Origin of the sequence: Bartonella acomydis, assembly GCF_039543025.1 — a bacterium.
GTDB lineage: Bacteria > Pseudomonadota > Alphaproteobacteria > Rhizobiales > Rhizobiaceae > Bartonella > Bartonella acomydis.
This window is the reverse complement of record NZ_BAABIY010000014.1, coordinates 23,541-46,916: the sequence shown is the minus strand read 5'-3', so window position 1 is coordinate 46,916 and position 23,376 is coordinate 23,541. Positions and strand designations below refer to the sequence as shown.

The following is a 23,376-nucleotide window of genomic DNA, read 5'->3' as shown; positions in this document are numbered from 1 at the left end:
TTATTCAATTGAAAGTTTATAACCTATTCCTCGTACGGTTTGGAGCCATATAGGGAGTGTTGGGTTTTTTTCAATTTTACGGCGAAGACGGTTAATTTGTACATCAATAGCACGTTCGCTGATGATTTTATCATCCATGGCAAATTTATGGCGGGGAATGATATCACCGACATTCTCGGCAAAAATAACCATCATTTTTTGTTCGCTATCTGTTAACTTAATACTTTCTCCTCCTTTTTTGAGTTCGCGCTGGGGAATGGAAAAAATATATGGTCCAAAAACAACTTGTTCAATTTTAGGTTGATTTAATGGAAAACCACGTCGTAAAATAGCGTTAATGCGAAGGAGAAGTTCACGAGGGTCAAATGGCTTGGCAAGATAGTCATCTGCACCTGCTTCTAAGCCGTGGATTCGATTGTCTATTTCTGATAAAGCTGTCAACATGAGGATGGGAACGTTTCGTGTTTTGCGAAGTGAGCTGGTGAGATCAAAACCGTTTTGTCCAGGCATCATGATGTCAACTATAAGAAGATCAAATTCTAAACTTGCAAGTTGTCGTTTTGCTTCATCAGCATTCGCCGAAACGGAAACACGAAATCCATTTTTCATGAGAAATTGAAATAAAAGATTGCGAATACGGGTGTCGTCATCAATCACAAGAAGATGAGGTGCATCGTCACACAAAGCTTGAATATGATTGGTCATTTTTAAAAACCTTGACAAAAATTTCATTTTTATAAAATTCAAGTTTACATAAGTTGCATAAAGCTGTCGAGCAGGCTATTTTACCCTATAAAGCAGAAAATACTCCTTTATAGGCGTAGAAGATTTTACTTTGAAAAGAACTGTCATGAGTCATTTTAGTGCACATATTATTCCCGTTACGGTTTTTCAACAAAATTGCACTTTGCTTTTTGATAATGAACAAAAAGTAGGAGTTCTCGTTGATCCTGGAGGGGATTGGCCTCAAATTCAAGCAGAAATCCAAAAGATAGATGTTACCGTTGAAGCTATTTGGATAACACATGGACATTTTGATCATGTGGGTGCTGCAATGCAAGCTAAAGAAGCCCTTGATGTTCAAATTATTGGTTCACATCCTCATGATAAACCAGTGATGGATACAGTGGTTGAGAGTGCAAAAAACTATGGCATTACTGATGCATGTATTTGTGTTCCTGATCAGTGGTTAGAAGATGGCGATAGCGTTCATTTTGCTGGACATGTATTCAATGTTTTTCACACACCAGGGCATTCTCCTGGGCATGTTATTTATTTTAATGAAAAACAACGTTTTGCTTTATTGGGTGATGTGTTGTTTCGTGGTTCTATCGGACGTACGGATTTTCCCTTTTGTTCAAATAAGGAATTGATGAGATCACTTCGAGAAAAAGTTTTGCCTTTAGGTGATGATGTTCGTTTCATCTGTGGACATGGACCAGGAAGTCAGTTAGGTTATGAGCGTCAGTGGAATCCTTTCCTTCAAGAGCTCAATACATAACCGAAAAGACACTTAAAATGTCTTTTCGGTTATTTAAAACTTCTTCAGTAGAATGTCGTAGAAGCTAATTTACTGGGGCATAACAAAAGTGATCTAAGCCATCATAGCCTCGAAAAGTCCCTGTTCTTGGGTTGAATGAACGATACCTTTTCTGGCAATATTGAAGCCAATTACGGGTCCATGGTTGGTGGAGTGGCTGATATACTGTTGTTGACTGAGCTTCATAAATAATTTGATTTTGCGGGACTTGTTGGTACACAACTTGTGGCACTTCTTGGTATATTATTTGGTTTTGTGGTACAGCTTGGTACACAATTTGTGGTTGTTTTGGTTGTTTTAAAACATTGCCAAGAACTGCACCGGCAGCAAGACCAATAATACCTGCTGCTAAAGCGTCTCCCGAGTTGTTACGATTCACATTATGCTCATATATATGGCGGTGCGTTATTGTTTTGTGCTCGACACGACGATATGTTTTGCGTTCAACATGATGATGTTTCTGCTCACGCTTTTTACGGTCTACATGATGGTAGGGACGATGATCAGAAGAATGAAAAGAATCAAAATGAGAAGAGAATTTGCTATCCATATTCTTCGTTTGATTATTTATTCTTCTTTCTGTACTTCTCATTTGATTATCGATTCTTTTTTCCATATCCTTCATTGTTTTCGTGACAATATCTTCACCATAGCTCAATTTTATATCTGCAAGCGTTGTATCTAATGGTGCTAAAATTGTTGCTATTGATACTGCTGATAATATCCCTAATTTAATCATTTTTTTCATAGTGATGCTCCTTGTATAAGTAAATTCGCATTTTCTCCCATTCTACATGTGTTAAACTGAATGCAATCTGAATGATTTTGGACTTTATTTTGATAAAACGCATAAAAAAATATTTGGTTGAGTATAAACCATAAAATTGTGGCATAAAATCATGACAAAAATTTGCTTAAAACAATATACTTTGTTTAGCTTAATTTATAAGATCGTGTTAATTGTTATTCATTTTGGTTATGGCAATAAAATTTTATGTAAAAATAATATTTTTATCCTTTTTTATATTATAAGATTTTAAAAAGTGGCGATAGTAACATGAATGAGAGATACGACTCTTCACTATTAGAGATTTATACTGGTATGATAAATTCTGTTTTTATTTTCATGACTTATAAAGAATATTGTTTTATTTAATGGCTTTATAAGAGGCTGATGGTAAAAATTGAGCTTGATGTTCTACATACACTATCTATGTAGGGTGGAGAGTAAAGATATATCCTTTGCGTTTGTTATTGGTTAGAGTTGAGAAATGTTTTTAAGTCGTTTTATGGATTTTTCACATTTGCTAGATATTTAAAACAGCTGGATTTTTTGAAAAGATAATGAAAAAAGTTTTCTCATATTGTTTATTTCTTTAATTGTAGCGGTGTTGATGTTTAGGGTATTCATTTGACGGAATGGTACTTTTTCCTGTCATCTTATCAAAATTTTAGAAGGATAATATTTTGTGAAAGTTTTAGATTATTGGTTGGGCAGAATTTTTCTTGTGTTTTTTGTTGTCGTTTTAAGAGTGTTTTGGTAAAATCTGTTTTTGCTCTTTTGATTTTTTAAAATACCAGTGTCTATTGTTGGCCCCATGTGATCAAGATCTGGCTTCGAGAAAAGATTTGGTTGTATCATAGGTTCATGACTAGGTTGTTCACGGTGATCTGGGAAGGGATCATCCGCGATTGTGAGTTCTATTTTTTGGAGCTGTTTGATCTCATCACGAAGTCGTGCAGCTTCTTCAAAGTTGAGATCAGCAGCAGCTGCACGCATTGATTTTTCCAGAGATTGAATATGGATTGTCAAATTTTTGCCAACCATATTATTTTGTCTGATAAAATCAGGAATATTTTTAGGAGTATGTTGTTTTTCATTCCCTGTATTGAGAATATCATCGATATTTTTTTTGATACTGGTTGGCGTAATATGATATTTTTCATTATAGGCTATTTGTTTTTGTCGACGTCTTTGTGTTTCTTGCAGAGCTCGTTCTATAGAGCCAGTCATGGTATCTGCGTAAAGAATTACGTGACCATCTACATTGCGTGCAGCACGTCCAATTGTTTGCACGAGTGAGGTTTCTGAGCGCAAAAAGCCCTCTTTGTCGGCATCTAGAATGGCAACAAAACCACATTCTGGAATGTCTAAGCCTTCTCGAAGCAAGTTGATGCCGATGAGAACATCAAAGGTGCCAAGCCGCAGATCGCGAAGAATTTCAATACGCTCTAATGTATCAATATCAGAATGCATATAGCGTACCCGAATAGCTTGTTCGTGGAGATATTCTGTCAAATCTTCAGCCATACGCTTGGTTAGCACAGTTACTAAAGTACGGTAGCCTTTTTGAATTGTTTTACGAATTTCATTTACCACATCATCGACTTGGTTGGAGGCTGGACGCACCTGTGTTGGTGGATCAACAAGCCCTGTTGGGCGAATGATTTGTTCAGCAAAAACGCCTTGAGATTGTTCTATTTCCCAGCGTCCAGGTGTTGCGGAAACAGCAATGGTTTGTGGACGCATGGCATCCCATTCTTCAAAGCGTAAGGGGCGGTTATCCATACAAGAGGGCAGACGAAATCCATATTCTGCTAGGGTTGCTTTTCTTCTAAAGTCACCTCGATACATGCCACCAATTTGAGGAATCGTGACATGGCTTTCATCGATAAACACCAGAGCATCGTTTGGAATATATTCGAACAAAGTTGGGGGTGGTTCACCAGGTTTTCGTCCTGTCAGGTAGCGTGAATAATTTTCGATTCCAGCGCAGGAACCAGTCGTTTCTAACATTTCTAAATCAAACATTGTACGCTGTTCTAAACGTTGTGCCTCTAAAAGACGTCCGGCTGCATTCAACTCCTCGAGGCGTTGAACCAGTTCCATTTTAATCGCTTTCATAGCTTGATTTAATGTTGGACGCGGTATCACATAGTGCGAATTGGCATAAATTTTAATGGATTTCAGGTTGCTTGTTTTTTGACCAGTGAGAGGATCAAATTCAGTAATTGTTTCTACTTCATCGCCAAAGAGCGAAAGTCGCCAAGCACGATCTTCAAGATGGGCAGGATAAACTTCTATTGTGTCTCCTCGGACACGAAAAGAGCCGCGAATAAAATTTATATCTTGTCGATAATAATGTTGAGAAACTAAATCAGCTAAGAATTGTCGTTGATTGAGTTTGTCTCCTTCTTTTATTTGCAAGGTCATGGCTGTATAAGTTTCTACTGAGCCAATCCCATAGATACAAGATACAGATGCGACAATAATAACGTCATCACGCTCTAAGACAGCGCGTGTGGCAGCATGGCGCATACGGTCTATTTGCTCATTAATAGAAGATTCTTTTTCGATATAAGTGTCAGAGCGTGCAACATAGGCTTCTGGTTGATAATAGTCGTAATAAGAAACAAAATATTCAACGGCATTATGAGGAAAAAAACTTTTAAATTCTCCATAAAGTTGTGCGGCAAGTGTTTTGTTCGGTGCTAAAATGAGTGCTGGGCGTTGTGTTTTTTCAATGATTTTAGCCATCGTATAGGTTTTTCCTGATCCGGTAACACCCAAAAGCACTTGTGTACGTTCATTTTTTTCAATCCCCTCAACGAGAGTTTTTATTGCTTGAGGTTGATCTCCTGCAGCTTCAAAGGAAGTTTCAAGTTGAAAGGGAATCCCACCTTCTGATTTTTCAGGACGAATAGGGCGGTGAGGTGTCCATAATACGCCATTCTTAAAAAGGGGATTTCCTGAGGCAATCAGAGCAGAAAGAGCTTCTACTGTTGCTGTGACACCATTTTTCATTATTACATCCTTTTACAGAAGTGTTCGTAGTTTTAAAGAAAATACCCAATTTTACAACTCTGTACGATATTTCTTTTGCACTATGATGATGTTTCATAGGGAATTGGTTATAAGCTTTATCATGATTGTTATGGAGAATAACTGTATATGTTGTAATTTGTTCCTGAAGATACTGTGTATGTATGATAAAGAGCATTACCATCTTTAAATGAGAGATAACGAGATGATACCCAACCTGTTTTGGCTTTATATTTGATATGGCACCAGTTCCCTTTACAGGTTTGAACAAATACCGTTTCTCCTGTAGGGATTAAACCACGAAGTTTATGCTTGGTGCTTGGTCCTGTTCTCAAATTAAGGTTTCTTGTGACAAAGGCATTTGCAGCTCCGGATACTGTTGTGGCTAAAAAGAGAGCTATAAACACAAAAAAAAATATTAATTTTTTCATTTTTTGCAGAGGATTCCTTTAGAGATTTCACTTTTTTCTCTCTATCATACAAACTTCCTTTTTCTAAGTTATGATAAAATAGAAAGAAATACAATTTTTCTTCTTTGACTGCAGAATGGCAGAGGAGAAGTGTGGCCTTTGTGTGCGCTAAAATATCAGATAATTTAAAAGATAATCGGTGAATGTTTTGTTTTCTTTTTTATTTTTATATGGAAAACAAGGCCGCTGTACTATATAATAAAAACAATTGTGGTTTTCGGATTCCAAAAGTTATTTTGGAAGCCGTTTTTTATATTTTATTGAACCTTCCGTGTAACAGAAAGGGACGGATTATGGAAAAAGTTCCGATGACTACAGCTGGTTTTGAGAGTCTTAAAGAAGAGCTACGTTGGCGTCAACAACAGGAACGTCCACGGATTATTGAAGCAATTTCTGAGGCGCGTGCGCATGGTGATTTGTCAGAAAATGCTGAGTATCACGCTGCGAAAGAGGCACAAAGTCATAATGAGGGGCGTATAAATGAGCTTGAGGATTATATTGCACGGGCAGAAGTAATTAATGTCTCCCGTCTTTCAGGCGACAAAATCAAGTTTGGTGCCACCATTAAGCTTTTAGATGAGGATACTGAAGAGAAGAAGGTTTATCAGATCGTTGGTGATCAAGAAGCTGATGTAAAGACTGGTAAAATCTCTATTTCTTCACCTATTGCGCGTGCTCTCATTGGCAAGCAAGAAGGCGATGTCATTGAAGTAAATGCACCAGGGGGGGCGCATAATTACGAAATTATTAAGGTTCAATACATCTAAATTGTTATGCGCGTGTCTTTGCAAGAAACAGAGATTATAGCTCCTCACTTTAAAAAGCGTTTGTCCGGAGTGACATCTACAGTCATTCAGCTCGTTCCATTGCAGCGAGAACAAGGGGTACATATATCTACTTTAGGGTTTGGGCTTCCAGAGAATTTGCCAGATCTTGGATTTAAGGATCTTTTCGGGCTTTGGAAAAGCCCGATAGGTAAGCAGTTTCGTATTTGGCATGCACGGCGCAATATTGAGATGCTTTGTGGCATCTTTTTGCGCGATGTTTTACATATGAAACTTAAACTCATCTTTACATCTGCTTCTCAACGTCATCATAAGTCTTTTACCAAATGGTTGATCCAACGTATGGATAGGGTGATTGCTACCAGTATAAAGACGGGTTCTTATCTAGAAGTACCCCATGAAGTTATTATGCATGGTGTGGATATTAGACGTTTTTCACCACCAAAAACTCTTGAAGATGGTTTTTCTTCTTCTGGATTGCCAGGAAAATATGCGGTGGGGTGTTTTGGACGTGTGCGCTCCTCAAAGGGTACTGATTTGTTTGTGGAGGCAATGATAGCATTGTTGCCACGCTATCCTGAGTGGACAGCCCTTATTGCTGGCCGAACGACAGAACAATATTATAATTTTGAAAGAAAATTACGTCAAAGGATTGCTGAAGTATGCTTAGAGGATCGCATTATTTTTCTTGGTGAGCTGCACAATACACCTTTGTGGTATCGTCGCTTATCGCTTTATGTTGCACCTTCACGTACTGAAGGTTTTGGTTTGACGCCTTTGGAAGCAATGGCATCACAAACAGCTGTTGTTGCGAGTGATGCAGGAGCTTATAAAGAATTGGTGGTGGAGGGAACAGGAACGGTTGTTAAAGCAGGAGATGGTGAGGCTTTAACAGCAGCAATTGAACCTTATTTAGCTGATTTAGAAAAAACAAGAACAGAGGGAGAAAAAGCTTTAGCGCATGTTCGTGCCCATTTCCCTTTGGAGAAGGAAGCTGCTGCAATTGGGAGTATTTATGAGGAAATGTTTGCGGAAAAAATATCTTAAACATATCGGAATTTTTTTTGAAAAGTAGAAAAAATATATCATTCTCAAAAGTTTTTTTCTCATAATGAGGCAGATTGTATTGCCTTGAGGATGAGAGTTCCAATGTATTTTACCATAATAAAATTTATATCAGCTGCACTGCAGTGAAAAACATTTCTACTAGAAATTATCTGTGCTTGTTTGCAATCGGAAAGCATTGGTAAGAAGCTCTATATGATGCGGTATCATTATCTTTTCAGTAAAGAAGCACATAAGATTTTAATATGTTTTGAAAGCCTTTGCTTACTCGCGTAAAAGTTAAGAATTCATATTTTAAAGGTCTCATGTTTTGAGAAAAGTTTTTAAATTCTCTTCATTAGTTTTATATTGCTTGTATAAGGATGTGTGTGAGGCTCTTTAAAGATTTTTTAAGCAATGAAATTAAGATTGGGTTTATAACATACATTGTTTATCTTTTAAATTTTTGGTCATTGTCAAATAAATACTGTCATTAAAATTGTTCACGCCAAAAAGCAGGAATAAAAAGTACGAATATCGTTATAATTTCAAGACGTCCAGCCAGCATCAGAAAACTCAAAATCCATAAAGCATTATCATTGATTGTAGAGAAATTTCCAACGGGGCCGATAATGTTTCCAAAACCTGGACCGATATTAGAAAGGGCGGTTAAGACGCCGGTGAAGGCAGAAGTAAAGTCAAGTCCGGTTGTGAGCAAAAGTGCAGTACCAATGAGAAGACAAAATATGTAAAGACATACAAAAAATAAAACTGCTTTTGCAACATCGCTCGAGATGTTTGTATGATCATAGCGCGCTTTTACAATGACATTAGGAAAAAGAAGTTTTTCTATATTTGTTTGTGTAATACGCCAAAGGATAATGAGACGATTGATTTTTATTCCACCAGAGGTAGAACCAGCACATCCACCTGTAAATGAAACAATGAAAAAAATGCCAAGTGCAAAGGGACCCCAAAGTTGGTAATCTTCGGCACTATAACCGGTGGTGCTAATAATAGATGTAAGGTGAAAAATGACATCAAGAAAAATAAGATGGAAAGCACGATGGTCATGAAATTTAAGCCATGCTGCTAGAGCAAAGCTGAAAAGAAAGACAATATAGAGAAAAACAATGATTTGTGAATCAATAAAGCGTTTGGAGTGTCCAGGAAGTACTAATTTAACGTAAAGCACGAAGGGCAGTGCAGAGAGCAACATAAAAATTGTTGAAATAATGAAGATGGCTGGTTTATCAGAAAAATAGCCAAAAGAAGCGTCATGGGTTGAAAAGCCAGCTGTTGCGATAGTGCTCATTGCGTGGTTAATGGCATCAAATAAACTCATACCCGAAGCAAAATAAGAAAGCATGCAAGCCAATGTTAATCCAACATAAGCTATAATAATGCCGTTGGCAATCTGGTTAATACGGGGCAATATTTTTTCAGATTTATCTGATGATTCCATATGAAAAAGTTGCACGCCACCTACACGCAAAGAAGGCAAAAGTAAGAGCGCTAAACCAATAAAACCAATGCCTCCAATCCAACATATGAGAGAGCGCCATAACAAAATACTTCGCGATAAATTATCTAGACCGTTAAGTACTGTAGAGCCTGTGGTTGTAATTCCAGAGACCGATTCAAAGATTGCTCCTGCAAGAGAAATTGGAAGAGGAGAAAGATAAAGGGGAAGGGCACCAACAATGCTGCCTGTTAGCCAAAGACAAACAGTGAGCATGAAACCAAGCCGTGCTGAAAAACGACAGGTCGCTCCCTTGGTTGCTAAAAGTATCAGCGTTGCTAACACGGTGGTTATGGCACAGGAGTGGAGAAAAATTATCCAATGATGGTTGTGGTCGTGTAAATCAACCAACATTGGCAGAAGCATTGCTCCTCCCATGATTAACGCAAAACGTGCACAGACATTGATAATAAATTGAAAAATGGCCGTTTCCTATCTTTTGATTTCTTTTTGTTACGATTTTGTGCTTAATTTTAAGAGTTTACGTTTTTTTGTTTATACGATAAAGATCAGCCTTTATATTAAGTGTGCTTTGGTGAATTGACAATGGAACCTTTTCATTAAACTTGAAAAGAGGTACATATACACCATAATTTAGACTGTTGAAAAATATTTTTTAAAGTCTGCATTTTGTTATGATTTATAGAATAGTTCAGTAAGAAAAAGAAGGGGACTTTATGCTAGAATCGCGTATTCGCCTGCTTATTATTGGCTCAGGTCCAGCTGGTTATACAGCGGCGATCTATGCGGCAAGAGCAATGCTAAAGCCAGTTATGGTTACTGGTGTACAACAAGGGGGACAGTTGACAATTACGACTGATGTTGAAAACTATCCAGGTTTTGCTGATCCTATTCAAGGGCCATGGTTAATGGAACAAATGGCAAAACAAGCTGAAAATATGGGTACAAGAATTATCTATGATACTATTATAAAAGCTGATTTATTGAAGTATCCTTTTGTTTTATATGGAGATTCTGGGGCGCAATATTGTTGTGATGCTCTCATTATTGCAACGGGGGCGCAGGCACGTTGGCTTGGTTTGGAAAGTGAACAAACTTTTATGGGAGGAGGTGTTTCTGCTTGTGCTACATGTGATGGCTTTTTTTATCGTGGGAAGGATGTCATTGTGGTGGGAGGAGGAAATACAGCCGTTGAAGAGGCTCTTTATTTATCGCATTTGGCCAAGAGTGTCAGTGTGGTTCATAGACGGGATTATTTTCGGGCAGAGAAAATTTTGCAAGATAGATTGCTTGCCCGTGATAATGTGCGTGTTTTTTGGGATCATGTGGTAGAAGAAATTGTTGGTTTGCCAGCGCAAGATTCAAAGGGCGCTATTGTAACAGGTGCACGTCTTAAAAATACTAAGACGGGTCAAGAGATTAAGGTGAATGCGGAAGGGATATTTATTGCTATTGGGCATGACCCTGCTGTTTCTTTATTTGTAGGGCAATTGAAACAAAAACGAGGTGGTTATTTGTGGACACAGCCAGATTCAACGGCAACAAGTATTGATGGTGTTTTTGCTGCAGGTGATGTGACCGATGATACATTTCGTCAAGCTATAACCGCCGCGGGAAGGGGATGTATGGCCGCTTTAGAAGCAGAACATTTTTTAGAGCTGCAAGCGTAAAGTTTATCAAAAAGTAAAAAAATCAGAGGTAAGATTGTGCCATTGCCGTTAGATTGGGATAAATTAAGGATTTTTCATGCTGCGGCAGAAGCAGGGTCTTTTACACATGCAGCACAAAAGCTTCATTTATCCCAATCAGCAATTTCACGACAGGTTTCAGCTTTAGAACAAGAAGTTGGTGTGTCTCTCTTTCAGCGTCATGCGCGTGGTTTAATTTTAACAGAGCAAGGTGAAATTCTTTATCGCACAACGCATGATGTTTTAATGAAGCTCGAAAATGTGCGTTCGCAGTTGAGTGAAGGTTGTAAAAAACCAACGGGGCATTTGCGTATTACTTCAACTTTCGGAATGGGGGCTGGGTGGATTGCAGAGCGTATGCCAGAATTTTTAAGCCTTTATCCCGATATGCGGGTTCAGCTTTTGCTTTCTGATGAAGAACTTGATTTGACAATGTGTCGTGCAGATTGTGCTGTACGCCTTCATCAGCCTCAACAGCCTGACCTTATACAAAGAAAACTCTTTACAATTCATATGCATGTTTATGCTTCGGAAAACTATATTGCAAATTATGGAAAACCAGAAAAATTGTCTGAACTTGACGCTCACCGTATTATTTCATTTGGTGAACCTGTTCCGCATTATTTGTCTGGCCTAAATTGGTTAGAAAAAGCTGGTAGAAGTGATGGTTCACTACGTACTTCAGTCTTGCGAATCAATAATATTATTTCAATTAAGAATGCACTTATGCGTGATCTTGGTATTGCTGTGCTGCCTGACTATATTGTGAATAATGATGAGCGCTTTGTGCGTCTTTTCCCCGATATGGTTGATATTCCTTCTTTTGATACCTTTTTTTGTTATCCTTATGCTTTAAAGAATTTGGCAAAGCTGAATGCTTTTCGAGATTATATTTTTTTAAAAGCGCGCCAATGGTCTTTTTAATAAAAGGACATTGAAGAGCTATGTGTTTAATGCATAGCAGATACGCATAAGTCTTTATTGTGCTTTTTCTCATAAAATGAGATAGAAAGTTATCTCTTGATTATGTTGCCTCCCATTGCATTTTCTTGAGTGTTCCCTTACGAAGATCTGTTAGATTGATTTTATCTCTGTAGATTTTCTAGATTTGCCGGACATTTGTCCGGCTTTTTTTTATATTGTCTCTCAAAATGCAAATGTCTTGAAAGATAATAAAAAAAATTAAAGTCTTTGTAGATCCTTAACGTTTTTAGCTCCTTTAGTGTAAGATAAAAAGCTTTGAAGGATATTTACATCACCATAAGTATTTCAGAATCAAAAAGGGTTGTTTTGTGGACCTATAGTTGATCACTATTTCAACTATAGGTCCATAGAGACTTGTTCCAGGGAAGTGTCATTTTTAAAATTATTGCTATTTTATTGCTTGAATCAGATATTTGATGTTTTGGGTTCTATTCCCAGCATAGGTTGCTATACAGTTTATCCTTCGATATTTTCTGTAGAATCTTCTTTGATTTGTGCGATAATCTAATCATCAAAAGACTCTCAGATAAACGGATCATAATAAAATTGTAAATATAGCATTTTAACGCAAACTATGACAAAAGCGTTGAATACGCACACAAGCTTCTTCAAGTCGTTTTTCTGATGTTGCGTAGGAAATGCGAAAAGCTGGTCCAAGTCCAAAGGCAGAGCCATGAACGACGGCAATTGATTCTGTTTCCAAAAGCGCCATTACAAAGTCTTCATCATTAGAGATCACTTTACCTTCAGGTGTCTTTTTCCCAATCAGCTTTGCACAGGAAGGATAAACATAGAAAGCGCCTTCTGGTGTTGGGCAGTTAATGCCAGGAGCTTGATTTAACATGGAAACGACAAGATCACGGCGTGTTTGAAAAATAGTTTTATTTCGAGCGATAAAATCTTGTGGACCATTGAGCGCTTCGACAGCTGCCCATTGAGAGATAGAGCTTGTACCAGATGTTTGTTGACCTTGGATGGTATCCATGGCTTTAATCAATTCTTTTGGTCCTCCTGCATAACCAATTCTCCACCCTGTCATGGCATAAGCTTTAGATACACCGTTCATTGTAAGTGTACGGTCATAAAGTTTTGGCTCGACTTCTGCTGGAGTGACAAAGGCAAAATTTTCATATGTTAGATGTTCATAGATATCATCGGTAAGGATATAAACATGAGGATATTTCACTAAAACATCTGTTAGCTTTTTTAATTCGTCACGCGTATAAGCAGCACCTGAGGGATTGGAAGGAGAGTTAAAGATGAACCATTTTGTTTTAGGGGTAATGACAGCTTCTAGTTCTTGCGGTTGAAGCTTATAAGAAAACTCTAATTTTGTTTCTACGAAAACAGGGACGCCATCGTTGAGGGTAACCATTTCTGGATAACTGACCCAATAAGGAGATGGAATGATAACTTCATCTCCTTTATTTAAAGTTGCCATTAATGCATTAAAAAGGATTTGTTTGCCACCGGTGCCAACAATAATTTGCTCTGGTTGATAGGTAAGATTGTTTTCTCTTTTAAACTTTTCTGCAATTGCTTGACGCAATTCTGGAATACCAGATATGGGAGTGTATTTTGTTTCTCCGCGGCGAAGAGCTTCAATGGCAGCATTTTTAATATTGTCGGGTGTATCAAAATCCGGCTCTCCAGCACTTAACGCAATGACATTACGGCCTAGAGCTTTTAAATTACGTGCTTTTTGGGAAGCTGCAATTGTTGCAGAAGGTTTGATATGAGAAAGCCGCTCGGCAATAAAAGCCATAATTTCAATCCTTATATGATATAAGCAAACATTTAAAAGTATTCTATAAGAGATTATGTTCTATGCAATAAAAAATTGCAGGAAAATTGTTAGGCTCTGTATAGTTAAATAAGATTTAAGTTCAAATACGACTCGAAGAGGGAAATAGTGTTTCTTCAATAAAAACAATAGTCCAGATATATTTTAATCGCGATTCAAAAAATTGTTCTTTTATGAAATTTCTAAAATATATTTTCAATTCTTTGTTGGGTTAAGGTGCTAGGTACACAGAGCTTAAAAAAATTCGTTGCAAATTCATAATCTGTACTGTTCTTTGAGATTTTACAGAAAAAAATAGTGCGCGGTGATTGTGAAAAGTTTTAAGCGATCTCTTAGATTATTACACAAAGTAGTAAGTTAGTGCTTTTTTGTAAAAATTGATTATATCTGCTTTGATAAAAAACTCGCCTATAGAGGCGAATTTTTTTATCGAAATGTAGCAAAATTGTGAAAATTAAAGCGCTGCAAGGTTTTCAGCAGCAAATTTTCCAGAACGACGATCTTGAAGAACATCATAAGAGACTTTCTGCCCTTCATTAAGATTGCTTAAACCAGAACGTTCAACGGCGGAAATATGTACGAATACATCTGCACTTCCGTCACTAGGCTGAATAAAGCCAAAACCTTTTGTTGTATTAAACCACTTAACTGTTCCTGTAGACATAGGAAACTCCTTAGAAGATATAATTATATTATGTACTGAAGCCATAAAAACCTTCAGTACGGTTTTAGATCGAAATTAGGTGGGAGAAGTTTCACTGAGAGTGCAGAATGCACAGGAAAGAAAGTCACATAACCGAAAATTCGATAGAGTATAGTATAAAAGTCTTTAGAACAAAAAGCAAGTCTCAATCAGTATTTTATACAAATAAAAGATTGTGAAAATATAAAGGGGATATTCATCGGTGTGTTTTAAAGAGATAACTCTTAAAGCATCCAAACTTATTTTAAGATGGTGCTTGTGAATAGTGTAACGGAAAAGCCATATCACTATCTTTACATTTATGAAAGAGGCAAGCCGGCGGCACCATCACACTCTTTACCAGTTTTTAAGATCGCGACAACTCTGGGTCTTTGAGACGTTTTATGAGAATTGTTTTAATTTTTTTTCTTTAAGAGTTATGATCTACACGCTTGTTACGCTTGTGATGTGTAAGCAAGTAATTTTAGTTTATTCAACAGACACAGATATGCAATGAAAAAAACCTATAATATTAAGGTTGTTTATTTAGGTTGCAAAACAATGAATTATTATAAACACTATGTTAGTTATGTTTTCATCATAGTAAAATAACTTTGTAGTGAGCGTACTTCAAGGCAGTTATTTTTGAGTGCCTTGATCGCTTCCACGACAGCTTGTGCTCCAGCGATTGTTGTATAATAGGGAACTTTTTGCATGAGTGCGGCATGGCGTAGTGATTTGGAGTCTGAGATGGCACTGGGGGTACTGGTTGTATTGAAAATCAATTGAATTTGTCGATTACGAATGGCATCTTCAATATGAGGATGCCCTTCTAGAACTTTGTTAATTTTTTTTGCTTCAATATTATGTTCAGCAAGAAATTTTTGTGTTCCACTTGTGGCGAGAACAAAAAAACCAAGTTGTGTTAAAAGTTTTACGGGATTCAAGATACGGTTTTTGTCTTCATCTCTTACAGAAACGAACAAAGTTCCTTCCTTTGGGAGTTCAACACCAGCACCAAGTTGGGCTTTAGCAAAAGCAAGAGCAAATTCATAATCAAGCCCCATAACTTCACCGGTTGAGCGCATTTCTGGACCAAGAAGCGTATCTACACCTGAAAAACGGGCAAAAGGAAAAACAGCTTCTTTAACAGCGATATGTTGTTTTTGCTGCTGCGAAGAAGGGAAGCCACCATAAGCTTGAAGCGATTTTTGAAGCGTTTCTCCTGCCATAATACGTGCAGCTATCTTTGCAATAGGCAGCCCAATTGTTTTGGCAACGAATGGAACAGTGCGTGAAGCACGGGGATTAACCTCTAATACATAAATCGTCTCATCTTTAATGGCATATTGTACATTCATTAATCCACGAACATGAAGTGCTTGGGCTAATGCTTTGGTTTGACGCTCTAATTCGACAACTATTTTATTTGAGAGCGTATGCACTGGTAGAGAACACGCTGAATCCCCCGAATGGATACCGGCTTCTTCAATATGCTCCATAATACCAACCACAAGTGTTTCTTCTCCATCGCATAGACAATCAACATCAACTTCAATAGCTTCGGTGAGATAAGTATCAAATAACAATGGATTCTTATCAAGAAATCTATTGATTTGTTGTGTTTTATCATTGGGATAACGGGCCTTGATGTCTTCTGGAATTAGTTCAGTCACACTCTCAAGCAAATAATTTTGTAAACTGCGTTCATCACGGATAATTTGCATAGCACGACCTCCTAAAACATAAGAAGGGCGCACAATCAATGGAAAACCTAGTTCATGAATGATAAGGCGGGCTTGTTCGATTGAATGGGCAATACCATTTTGCGGCTGTGTTAAGTTGAGTTTGAATAATAATTTTTGAAAGCGGTCTCTATCTTCTGCTAAATCGATGGCGTCAGGTGAAGTGCCTAAGATAGGGATATTGTGTTTTTCTAATGCACTTGCCAATTTGAGTGGTGTTTGTCCACCAAATTGGACGATCACCCCAACCAATTCACCTTTTTTCTGTTCTGTTTCTAAAATAGCAATAACATCTTCTGTTGTTAAAGGTTCAAAATAAAGACGATCAGAGGTATCATAATCTGTTGAGACAGTTTCAGGATTGCAATTAATCATAATAGCTTCAAGTCCTGCATCACGAAGCGCAAAGGCAGCATGGCAGCAACAATAATCAAATTCAATACCCTGTCCAATACGATTGGGGCCCCCGCCTAAAATAACAACTTTTTTGCGTTCAGAAACTTGTGCTTCTGAGTGTTCTATACCTGCAAAGGGAACTTCGTATGTCGAATACATATAGGCTGTAGGTGAAGAAAATTCAGCTGCACAAGTGTCAATCCGTTTGAAAACATGCTGAATATTAAGCGATTTGCGCAGAGCAGCAATATCATCGACTTCTTGCCCCGTTAGGGTGGCTAAACGCGTATCCGAAAAGCCCATTGCTTTTAACATGCGCAGATTGTCTGAGTCTTGGGGCAAACCATAGGTGCGGATACGCTGTTCTATTTCAATAATGGAGGCTATTTGCTCTAAAAACCATGGATCAATTTTGCTAATTTGGTGAATTTCATTTAAAGGTAAACCAGAACGCATTGCTTGGGCAATGTAGCGCAAACGATCAGGGCTTGGTATTGCAATGGCGGAGCGTATAGAGCTTTTTTCATCACCTTCCGCATGTTCCGGGATAGCAATTTCATCAAAACCGGTAAGTCCCGTTTCAAGTCCACGGAGGGCTTTTTGCAGCGATTCCTGAAAAGTGCGCCCGATTGCCATAACTTCTCCTACAGATTTCATTGCAGTTGTTAAGACAGATGATGACCCAGGAAATTTTTCAAAAGCAAAACGAGGAATCTTGGTAACAATATAATCAATAGAAGGTTCAAATGATGCTGGTGTTGCACCGCCCGTGATGTCATTTTTTAATTCGTCAAGCGTATAACCAACTGCTAGTTTTGCCGCTATTTTGGCAATTGGAAATCCTGTAGCTTTTGAGGCAAGCGCTGAAGAGCGCGAAACACGCGGATTCATTTCAATAACAATAAGGCGGCCATTGTCAGGATTAACAGCAAATTGTACATTAGAGCCACCCGTTTCAACACCAATTTCACGCAGAACAGCAATGGAAGCATTGCGCATAGATTGGTATTCTTTATCTGTTAAGGTGAGAGCAGGAGCTACGGTAATCGAATCACCGGTATGAATGCCCATAGGATCAAGGTTTTCAATGGAACAAACAATGATACAGTTGTCGTTTTTATCACGTACAACTTCCATTTCATATTCTTTCCATCCTAAAACACTTTCTTCAATCAAAACTTCTGTTGTCGGTGAAGCTTCAAGTCCTCGTTCAATGATTTCATAAAATTCAGAACGATTATACGCGATACCACCGCCAGTACCACCAAGGGTGAAGGAAGGACGAATAATCGCTGGAAGACCAATAATATCAAGAGCTTGAACGGCTTTTGCAGTTGCATGGGCAATATAATGCTGTTTACGATCGCTTTCTGTTTGTCGCCAATCATGCTCAAGCTTTTCCAGTGCTTGGTCAAGTGCATCACCAGAAAGTTTTGCTTTAAGTTCCTCGCGCTTTTTTGCATGTAGTTGGCGATTTTCTTCTTTAAGTTCTGTAGCATTGGCTAACATAGAACGCGGAGTTTCTAAACCGATGTTTGCCATCGCTTTGCGAAATAAAGCACGATCTTCAGCCTTATCAATTGCATCCGCGTTTGCACCTATCATTTCAACATGATAGCGGTCTAAGATACCCATACGCTTTAATGATAAAGCGGTATTAAGGGCTGTTTGTCCTCCCATAGTTGGCAAAAGAGCATCCGGCCGTTCACGAGCGATAATTTGTGCAACAATTTCAGGAGTAATAGGCTCAATATAAGTCGCATCAGCTAAATCTGGATCTGTCATAATGGTGGCAGGATTAGAGTTTACCAAAATAATGCGATAACCTTCTTCCTTTAAGGCCTTACAAGCTTGTGTGCCTGAATAGTCAAATTCGCATGCCTGACCAATAACAATCGGTCCTGCTCCAATGATAAGAATAGATTTTATATCTGTGCGTTTTGGCATGGCTTTCCCTACGTCAAATAACTGTACACGACTACGGCAGACAGAGTTAAACTTTGAGGTTGAAATAATTTTATAGGTTAACTGACAAAGAAAGTAAGCACTAAAATGCTTTTTCCCTGTTTTTTTTCATCAAATTGAAGCTAAATATTTTTTTTGAATAGAGAAATTTTAGCTGAATATTAAAAGTATTATTTACTTATAATAATAATACTCTGTAGCAAAATAGAATATAAAAATATTCTTAATAAATATAAAATATTAATTTATATAAAATTATGAATATAACCCTTTTAAATGTTTAATAAATATTTTAATTTTATGTTTTTATATAATAATTAATGTATTATTTTATTGTGGAATGAATTTATTTGTTTTTTAGTAAAAATAAACAGATATAGTATATCTATATAAATTATACGATTTTTAATTCTTAATAATTTCAGATGAATAATATGGAGAATATTTTTGTTTCCTCTATAGGTTATGGAAGAGCTCTTAAAACAATAATTCCTGGTGTTTTTGCAACATAATCCATAAAAGGAGAATCTATAACTTTTTTATTTTCTTTTTGTGAGGAAGCATTCCGAAACATTGGACCATTTTCTGTCATGATAAAGAAACCTACATGAGACACATCTAGCCCAGCCAGTTCGGTATAAATACCAATGAAATCACCAGTTTTTAAATGACTTATAACCTCTTCATTAATAAAGCGTCTTGGAATATAGGTTATCTTGCGTTTAATAACCGGTAGTCCAGGAAGATAGTTTCTGCCATCAGTTTTTTCATTGAGATATTTTTCAGTGCTTACTGCGTTAGGGCTTATTTGGGCGGTGATGTCAGTGGTGAGTTTATATTCTCTATAAGCCCAGTCAGTAAAAAAATGCTTCCGATTAAAAAAACTCACGTTACCATCAACATAGCGCGTTCGTATAACGTTTTTAATGAATTCCGTTTGTGATGTTGATTTTGATAATGCTTCAACATAATCTAGATAAGTGAAACAATCTAAACCTCTAAAGTCAATGATCAGTTTTTCTACTGTATTTTCTGAGCCATGTAACATGTTTGCTTGGTAAGGTGTTTCTAAAAAAGCTTTAGAAAGCAAGTCAATCATTTCTCCTCTTTCATAGTGATGAGCTTTTGAGCGTTTTTCAAGAAGAATGTTCAATTTATTTAAAGTGTATGAGTCTAAGTCTACTTTAGTTGTTTGTTGTAGCTCTATTTTGTTTTTTGGAATCTCTTTGTTTTTATCAGAATTTTGAGCATTACATCCTGTGGTTAATGCTGAGATTAAAATTAATTGGAATATTTTTTGCATTTTATGCACCATTTTAAAATTAGCAGTTTATCAGGCTACCCTTTATGGAAAGTAGTATTTTTAATGCTAAGCTTGTTGTTTTTAAAACCATGATAAGCATATTCTATATCATAGCATAGATCGATATGGTTTTTAAGGCGCTATAAATTATATATGATATGAATATTCTCTAGTTTCGTAAAATAAAACTGTTTTTTATAAAATTTCTAATTTTTTGAGATGGAAGAGTGTTTGAATGTCACATACTTTAATCTTGTAGTATCTGCATATGGGGGAAGAAAAGTGCTAAGAGGCTACTTTAAAAGATTTTCGTTATTATACATGATCACTTGTTTTTAAACTGTTCTCTTTGAAAGGGTGAGATTGGAAGGAGTAATCAATGTATCATAATATTTCTAAGTGCTGAAAGTGTTCTCTCTTTAATTGAAGATTTTATTTATAGTTGATTTGCACGATGCAAAAAATAATTTTTATGTCATTACATTAAGAGATCTGATATAAGAAAAGTATGTGGTCTTTTCTTAATTTATTCTATGAGAATAATCATTTTCTATGAAAATGATTGATGATATGCAATGGCTTCAGAAATAGCGGAGATCTAGAAGATAACGGAGAAGCGGTGTGAGTGCTATGCGAAATCACAAGTTTAATCCAAAGTGTGTTCAGGGTGAGCTCATTCTTATTTTCATTATTTTGTTGTTGGATATTATTGCTATCGCAATTGTTAGCCCTGTTTTGCCTGAATATTTTGCTCAGTTGACCGGAAAAAACATAAGTGCATCGTCTGTAGAAAGAGGGAGATTGCTTATAGCTTATTCAGCAATGCAATTTTTGTTTGCTTCTGTTATTGGTAATCTTTCTGATCGCTATGGCCGCCGTCCGATTTTACTTATTTCTATTATGTGTTTTGCTTTTGATCATTTCATATGCGCTATAGCGTGGAATTATTCTATGTTGTTTATCGGGCGCCTTTTATCAGGAGCGATTGGTATTAGTTTTGAAACCTGTGCAGCTTATCTTGCTGATATATCTGATGATAAGACGCGTACACGCAATTTTGGTTTGTTGGGAATTGCCTCTGGATTGGGATTTATTTTAGGTTCGTTACTCGGCGGTTTTTTAGGCCAATTTGGTCCTCGTGTTCCATTTTATTTTGCTGTTGGTTTTTCAGTTATTAATTTTATTTTTGCATGGATGATGCTCCCAGAAACGCTTCCTATGCGGAAAAGACGCTCTTTTGATATTAAGCGTGCCAATCCTTTAGGAGCACTTTTGCAATTGAAGCAATATCCAACAGTTCTCTGGATGTTGCTGGTCTTTTTTCTTTATTGGTTTGCAGAAGCTGTATGGTTAAGTATTTGGGCTTTTATTGCTAAAGAACGCTATAATTGGAGTTCTTTTTCTATCGGTGTGTCTTATAGTGTTTTCGGTATAGGTCAGATTATAGTAGTTGCCCTTGTTTTGCCTTATTTTTCTCAGCGATGGAGCAATTGGCGTATTGCTATGCTAGGGTTTCTCTTTGCATCGGTTGCTATGCTTGGTTATACATTTGCAACGCAAGGATGGATGGTTTATGTGGTTTTTGCATGTACGATGTTTGAATATCTTATTCATGCACCTATGCGTGCTATTGTTGCAAAACAGGTGCCGGAAAATGTACAGGGTGAATTGCAGGGCGCAATGGTTTCTGTTGCTTCATTGAGTTTGATATTTGGCTCAATTTTTTATACGTTTCTCTTTGAGTGGTTTACACATGCGAAGCCGGTGTTTTATTTTGCGGGTGCTCCTTTTGTGGGCGGCTTTTGTATTCTTGTCATTGCGATGATCATTTTTGCTTCACGGATACGTTAAGCGTTTGAGATTCTGGTTGGTAGAAATATTTTGCTAAGACGATACTCTTAAGTAAACAAGCTTTATAAATTTTCAGCAGCTTCTACTCTTTTTTGTGTTTCAGAAAAGCGGTTTTATAGAGGTGTGATTGCTTTTTGTTATAGTAGAAGATTAGCTGTTTTGCGCAGCAAAAGAATATAATTTGAGGAAAAATCCATTTTCATTAAGCTATTTTTTTATAGTCCATAATAAGATCGCAGAAGTGGCGAAAGAGATAGTGACTATCTTGAGGGCCTGGGGAAGCTTCCGGGTGATATTGAACAGAAAAAATAGGTTTTCCAATGATTCGAATACCACAATTTGAACCATCAAAAAGGGAAATATGTGTTTCTTGCACATGTTGTGGTAGAGATTTTGCGTCTACGGCAAAACCATGGTTCATTGAGACAATTTCAACTTTTCCAGTGTTAAGATCTTTAACTGGATGATTGGCACCATGATGTCCTTGGTGCATTTTGATGGTTTTTGCGCCAACTGCGAGTGCCAAGAGTTGATGACCCAGACATATACCAAAAAGCGGTAAATTACGTTCAATCAATGTTTTAATCGTTGGAAGAGCGTATTGCGCTGTAGCAGCTGGATCGCCTGGCCCATTAGAAAGAAAAATACCATCAGGTTTCATTGCGAGAATTTCTTCTGTATTGGTGTGTGCTGGCACAACAGTAATGCGTGCATTTTGTGTCGCCATAAGGCGAAGAATATTGCGCTTAATACCATAATCAATTGCAATGATATGAAAATTGTGAACAGTATTTGTACTATATCCTTTATTCCATATCCATGGCTTTTCATTCCATTGCCTTGATGACTGAGAGGTCACTTCTTTTGTCAGGTCGAGATTAACAAGACCAGACCATTTTTGTGCACGTTTTCTCAAAGAAGGAATATCGAAATCGCCCTGCGCGTTGTGGGCGATGACAGCATTTTGTGCACCTTTTTCACGAATAAGAATAGTAAGAGCACGTGTATCAATACCACAAAGTGCAATAATTTTACGCGTTTTAAGCCATTTATTAAAGTTTTCATTGGCACGGTAGTTAGAGGGATGAGTAATATCTGCCTTAAAAATAGCACCCACTGCACCATGACAGTTAAGGGGGGTAAGATCTTCAATATCTTCGCTATTGGTACCTACATTTCCTATATGAGGAAATGTAAAATTAATGATTTGTTGGCTATATGATGGATCGGTGAGGATTTCTTCATAACCTGTTATAGCGGTATTGAAACATATTTCCGCTTCAGCAATACCTTCCGCACCTGCTCCTTTACCTTCAATAATTGTTCCATCAGCTAATACTAAGAGAGCTGTAGGTTTGCTTACACTCCAAGGATCAAGAGATGGGATAGTTTGTGTCATAGTATGCGTCCGCGCCCACAATTTATTCTCTAAACAGTATAAAGCAAAACCATAACAGATGTTGCGTATGTTGTTTCTATAATGTTTTGCTTGAAGTAGGAAGTATAAGTAGATTGTGTGAAGAGGTAAAGTCCTGTTTTAAGATTTTCTAAGATATGCATGTTGATTATTTTTGTTATGAGCTCGAAGACATGTAAAGATTGGCGAGATGCCACTTTTTTGTTTGAACAAAATTGACTCAATTTAGGTTGTGTCATCAAATTTCAGATTAATGGGGTTTCCACAATACTTTGGAGGCATAGGATAGTGTGGATTTTTCTTTCATGGTTTCCTGTATGCTGTGGTGAGAGATTGCAATATTTTTCGTTCTGATAGAGGCTTTCTAGGAATTTATCACCATTCGATTATAGTCTG

The 23,376-nt window shown here is 37.2% G+C and carries 16 protein-coding genes; 6 read left to right on the top strand and 10 right to left on the bottom strand.

Annotated elements, in window-relative coordinates; translation table 11 throughout:
• Window positions 1-705: a response regulator gene (locus tag ABD909_RS03775; RefSeq protein ID WP_345096628.1), complete on the bottom strand. Its 705-nt coding sequence runs from the start codon at window positions 703-705 to the stop codon at window positions 1-3.
• A 145-nt stretch (window positions 706-850) separates the two neighbouring features.
• On the opposite strand from ABD909_RS03775, the gene ABD909_RS03770 reads away from it, so the two are divergent.
• Entirely contained in the window at window positions 851-1,501 is a 651-nt protein-coding gene (locus ABD909_RS03770) for an MBL fold metallo-hydrolase (protein ID WP_345096627.1), read from the top strand.
• Between the two features lie 64 nt (window positions 1,502-1,565).
• Here the strand turns inward: ABD909_RS03770 and ABD909_RS03765 are convergent, their stop codons facing one another.
• From ABD909_RS03765 to ABD909_RS03755, 3 genes are all read right to left on the bottom strand, one after another.
• On the bottom strand, window positions 1,566-2,288 hold the full coding sequence (locus ABD909_RS03765; RefSeq protein WP_345096626.1) for a BA14K family protein: 723 nt from the start codon (window positions 2,286-2,288) through the stop codon (window positions 1,566-1,568).
• A 735-nt stretch (window positions 2,289-3,023) separates the two neighbouring features.
• Complete coding sequence (uvrB, locus tag ABD909_RS03760) at window positions 3,024-5,345, bottom strand: excinuclease ABC subunit UvrB (protein ID WP_345096625.1); 2,322 nt, start codon at window positions 5,343-5,345, stop codon at window positions 3,024-3,026.
• 128 nt (window positions 5,346-5,473) lie between these two features.
• Window positions 5,474-5,794, bottom strand: coding sequence for an SH3 domain-containing protein (locus tag ABD909_RS03755; protein WP_345096624.1), 321 nt, complete (start codon window positions 5,792-5,794; stop codon window positions 5,474-5,476).
• 332 nt (window positions 5,795-6,126) lie between these two features.
• Between ABD909_RS03755 and greA the strand changes: the two genes are divergently transcribed.
• Window positions 6,127-6,600: a transcription elongation factor GreA gene (gene greA / locus ABD909_RS03750; protein ID WP_006590195.1), complete on the top strand. Its 474-nt coding sequence runs from the start codon at window positions 6,127-6,129 to the stop codon at window positions 6,598-6,600.
• A gap of 6 nt (window positions 6,601-6,606) precedes the next feature.
• Window positions 6,607-7,665, top strand: coding sequence for a glycosyltransferase family 4 protein (locus ABD909_RS03745; protein WP_345096623.1), 1,059 nt, complete (start codon window positions 6,607-6,609; stop codon window positions 7,663-7,665).
• A gap of 490 nt (window positions 7,666-8,155) precedes the next feature.
• Here the strand turns inward: ABD909_RS03745 and ABD909_RS03740 are convergent, their stop codons facing one another.
• A complete protein-coding gene (locus ABD909_RS03740; protein WP_345096622.1) occupies window positions 8,156-9,550 on the bottom strand; it encodes a TrkH family potassium uptake protein in 1,395 nt (464 codons plus the stop codon).
• Window positions 9,551-9,861: 311 nt separating this feature from the next.
• Here ABD909_RS03740 and trxB point away from each other — a divergent pair, with 311 nt between their 5' ends.
• Complete coding sequence (gene trxB, locus ABD909_RS03735) at window positions 9,862-10,815, top strand: thioredoxin-disulfide reductase (RefSeq protein WP_345096621.1); 954 nt, start codon at window positions 9,862-9,864, stop codon at window positions 10,813-10,815.
• Window positions 10,816-10,851: 36 nt separating this feature from the next.
• Window positions 10,852-11,757, top strand: coding sequence for a LysR family transcriptional regulator (locus ABD909_RS03730; protein ID WP_345096620.1), 906 nt, complete (start codon window positions 10,852-10,854; stop codon window positions 11,755-11,757).
• 622 nt (window positions 11,758-12,379) lie between these two features.
• On the opposite strand, the gene ABD909_RS03725 is transcribed toward ABD909_RS03730, so the two are convergent.
• From ABD909_RS03725 to ABD909_RS03710, 4 genes are all read right to left on the bottom strand, one after another.
• The gene (locus ABD909_RS03725) at window positions 12,380-13,582 is read right to left on the bottom strand and encodes a pyridoxal phosphate-dependent aminotransferase (RefSeq protein WP_345096619.1); all 1,203 of its coding nucleotides are present in this window, start codon (window positions 13,580-13,582) and stop codon (window positions 12,380-12,382) included.
• Window positions 13,583-14,075: 493 nt separating this feature from the next.
• On the bottom strand, window positions 14,076-14,285 hold the full coding sequence (locus ABD909_RS03720; RefSeq protein ID WP_345096618.1) for a cold-shock protein: 210 nt from the start codon (window positions 14,283-14,285) through the stop codon (window positions 14,076-14,078).
• 605 nt (window positions 14,286-14,890) lie between these two features.
• A complete protein-coding gene (gene carB, locus ABD909_RS03715; RefSeq protein WP_345096617.1) occupies window positions 14,891-18,391 on the bottom strand; it encodes a carbamoyl-phosphate synthase large subunit in 3,501 nt (1,166 codons plus the stop codon).
• 481 nt (window positions 18,392-18,872) lie between these two features.
• On the bottom strand, window positions 18,873-19,712 hold the full coding sequence (locus tag ABD909_RS03710) for a DUF1460 domain-containing protein (RefSeq protein ID WP_345096616.1): 840 nt from the start codon (window positions 19,710-19,712) through the stop codon (window positions 18,873-18,875).
• Window positions 19,713-20,342: 630 nt separating this feature from the next.
• Between ABD909_RS03710 and ABD909_RS03705 the strand changes: the two genes are divergently transcribed.
• Window positions 20,343-21,563, top strand: a complete 1,221-nt coding sequence (locus tag ABD909_RS03705) for an MFS transporter (protein WP_345096715.1) — start codon at window positions 20,343-20,345, stop codon at window positions 21,561-21,563.
• 202 nt (window positions 21,564-21,765) lie between these two features.
• Here the strand turns inward: ABD909_RS03705 and carA are convergent, their stop codons facing one another.
• Complete coding sequence (gene carA, locus ABD909_RS03700; protein WP_345096615.1) at window positions 21,766-22,962, bottom strand: glutamine-hydrolyzing carbamoyl-phosphate synthase small subunit; 1,197 nt, start codon at window positions 22,960-22,962, stop codon at window positions 21,766-21,768.
• Window positions 22,963-23,376 lie beyond the last annotated feature (414 nt).

Coding starts and splice junctions, on each gene's coding strand:
- ABD909_RS03740 (WP_345096622.1), bottom strand. CDS start 9,550: ATGCTTCTGCCAATGTTGGTTGATTTACACGACCACAACCATCATTGG.
- ABD909_RS03710 (WP_345096616.1), bottom strand. CDS start 19,712: ATGCAAAAAATATTCCAATTAATTTTAATCTCAGCATTAACCACAGGA.
- ABD909_RS03705 (WP_345096715.1), top strand. CDS start 20,343: ATGCGAAATCACAAGTTTAATCCAAAGTGTGTTCAGGGTGAGCTCATT.
- ABD909_RS03755 (WP_345096624.1), bottom strand. CDS start 5,794: ATGAAAAAATTAATATTTTTTTTTGTGTTTATAGCTCTCTTTTTAGCC.
- ABD909_RS03725 (WP_345096619.1), bottom strand. CDS start 13,582: ATGGCTTTTATTGCCGAGCGGCTTTCTCATATCAAACCTTCTGCAACA.
- carB (WP_345096617.1), bottom strand. CDS start 18,391: ATGCCAAAACGCACAGATATAAAATCTATTCTTATCATTGGAGCAGGA.
- trxB (WP_345096621.1), top strand. CDS start 9,862: ATGCTAGAATCGCGTATTCGCCTGCTTATTATTGGCTCAGGTCCAGCT.
- ABD909_RS03770 (WP_345096627.1), top strand. CDS start 851: ATGAGTCATTTTAGTGCACATATTATTCCCGTTACGGTTTTTCAACAA.
- ABD909_RS03720 (WP_345096618.1), bottom strand. CDS start 14,285: ATGTCTACAGGAACAGTTAAGTGGTTTAATACAACAAAAGGTTTTGGC.
- carA (WP_345096615.1), bottom strand. CDS start 22,962: ATGACACAAACTATCCCATCTCTTGATCCTTGGAGTGTAAGCAAACCT.
- greA (WP_006590195.1), top strand. CDS start 6,127: ATGGAAAAAGTTCCGATGACTACAGCTGGTTTTGAGAGTCTTAAAGAA.
- ABD909_RS03775 (WP_345096628.1), bottom strand. CDS start 705: ATGACCAATCATATTCAAGCTTTGTGTGACGATGCACCTCATCTTCTT.
- ABD909_RS03765 (WP_345096626.1), bottom strand. CDS start 2,288: ATGAAAAAAATGATTAAATTAGGGATATTATCAGCAGTATCAATAGCA.
- uvrB (WP_345096625.1), bottom strand. CDS start 5,345: ATGAAAAATGGTGTCACAGCAACAGTAGAAGCTCTTTCTGCTCTGATT.
- ABD909_RS03745 (WP_345096623.1), top strand. CDS start 6,607: ATGCGCGTGTCTTTGCAAGAAACAGAGATTATAGCTCCTCACTTTAAA.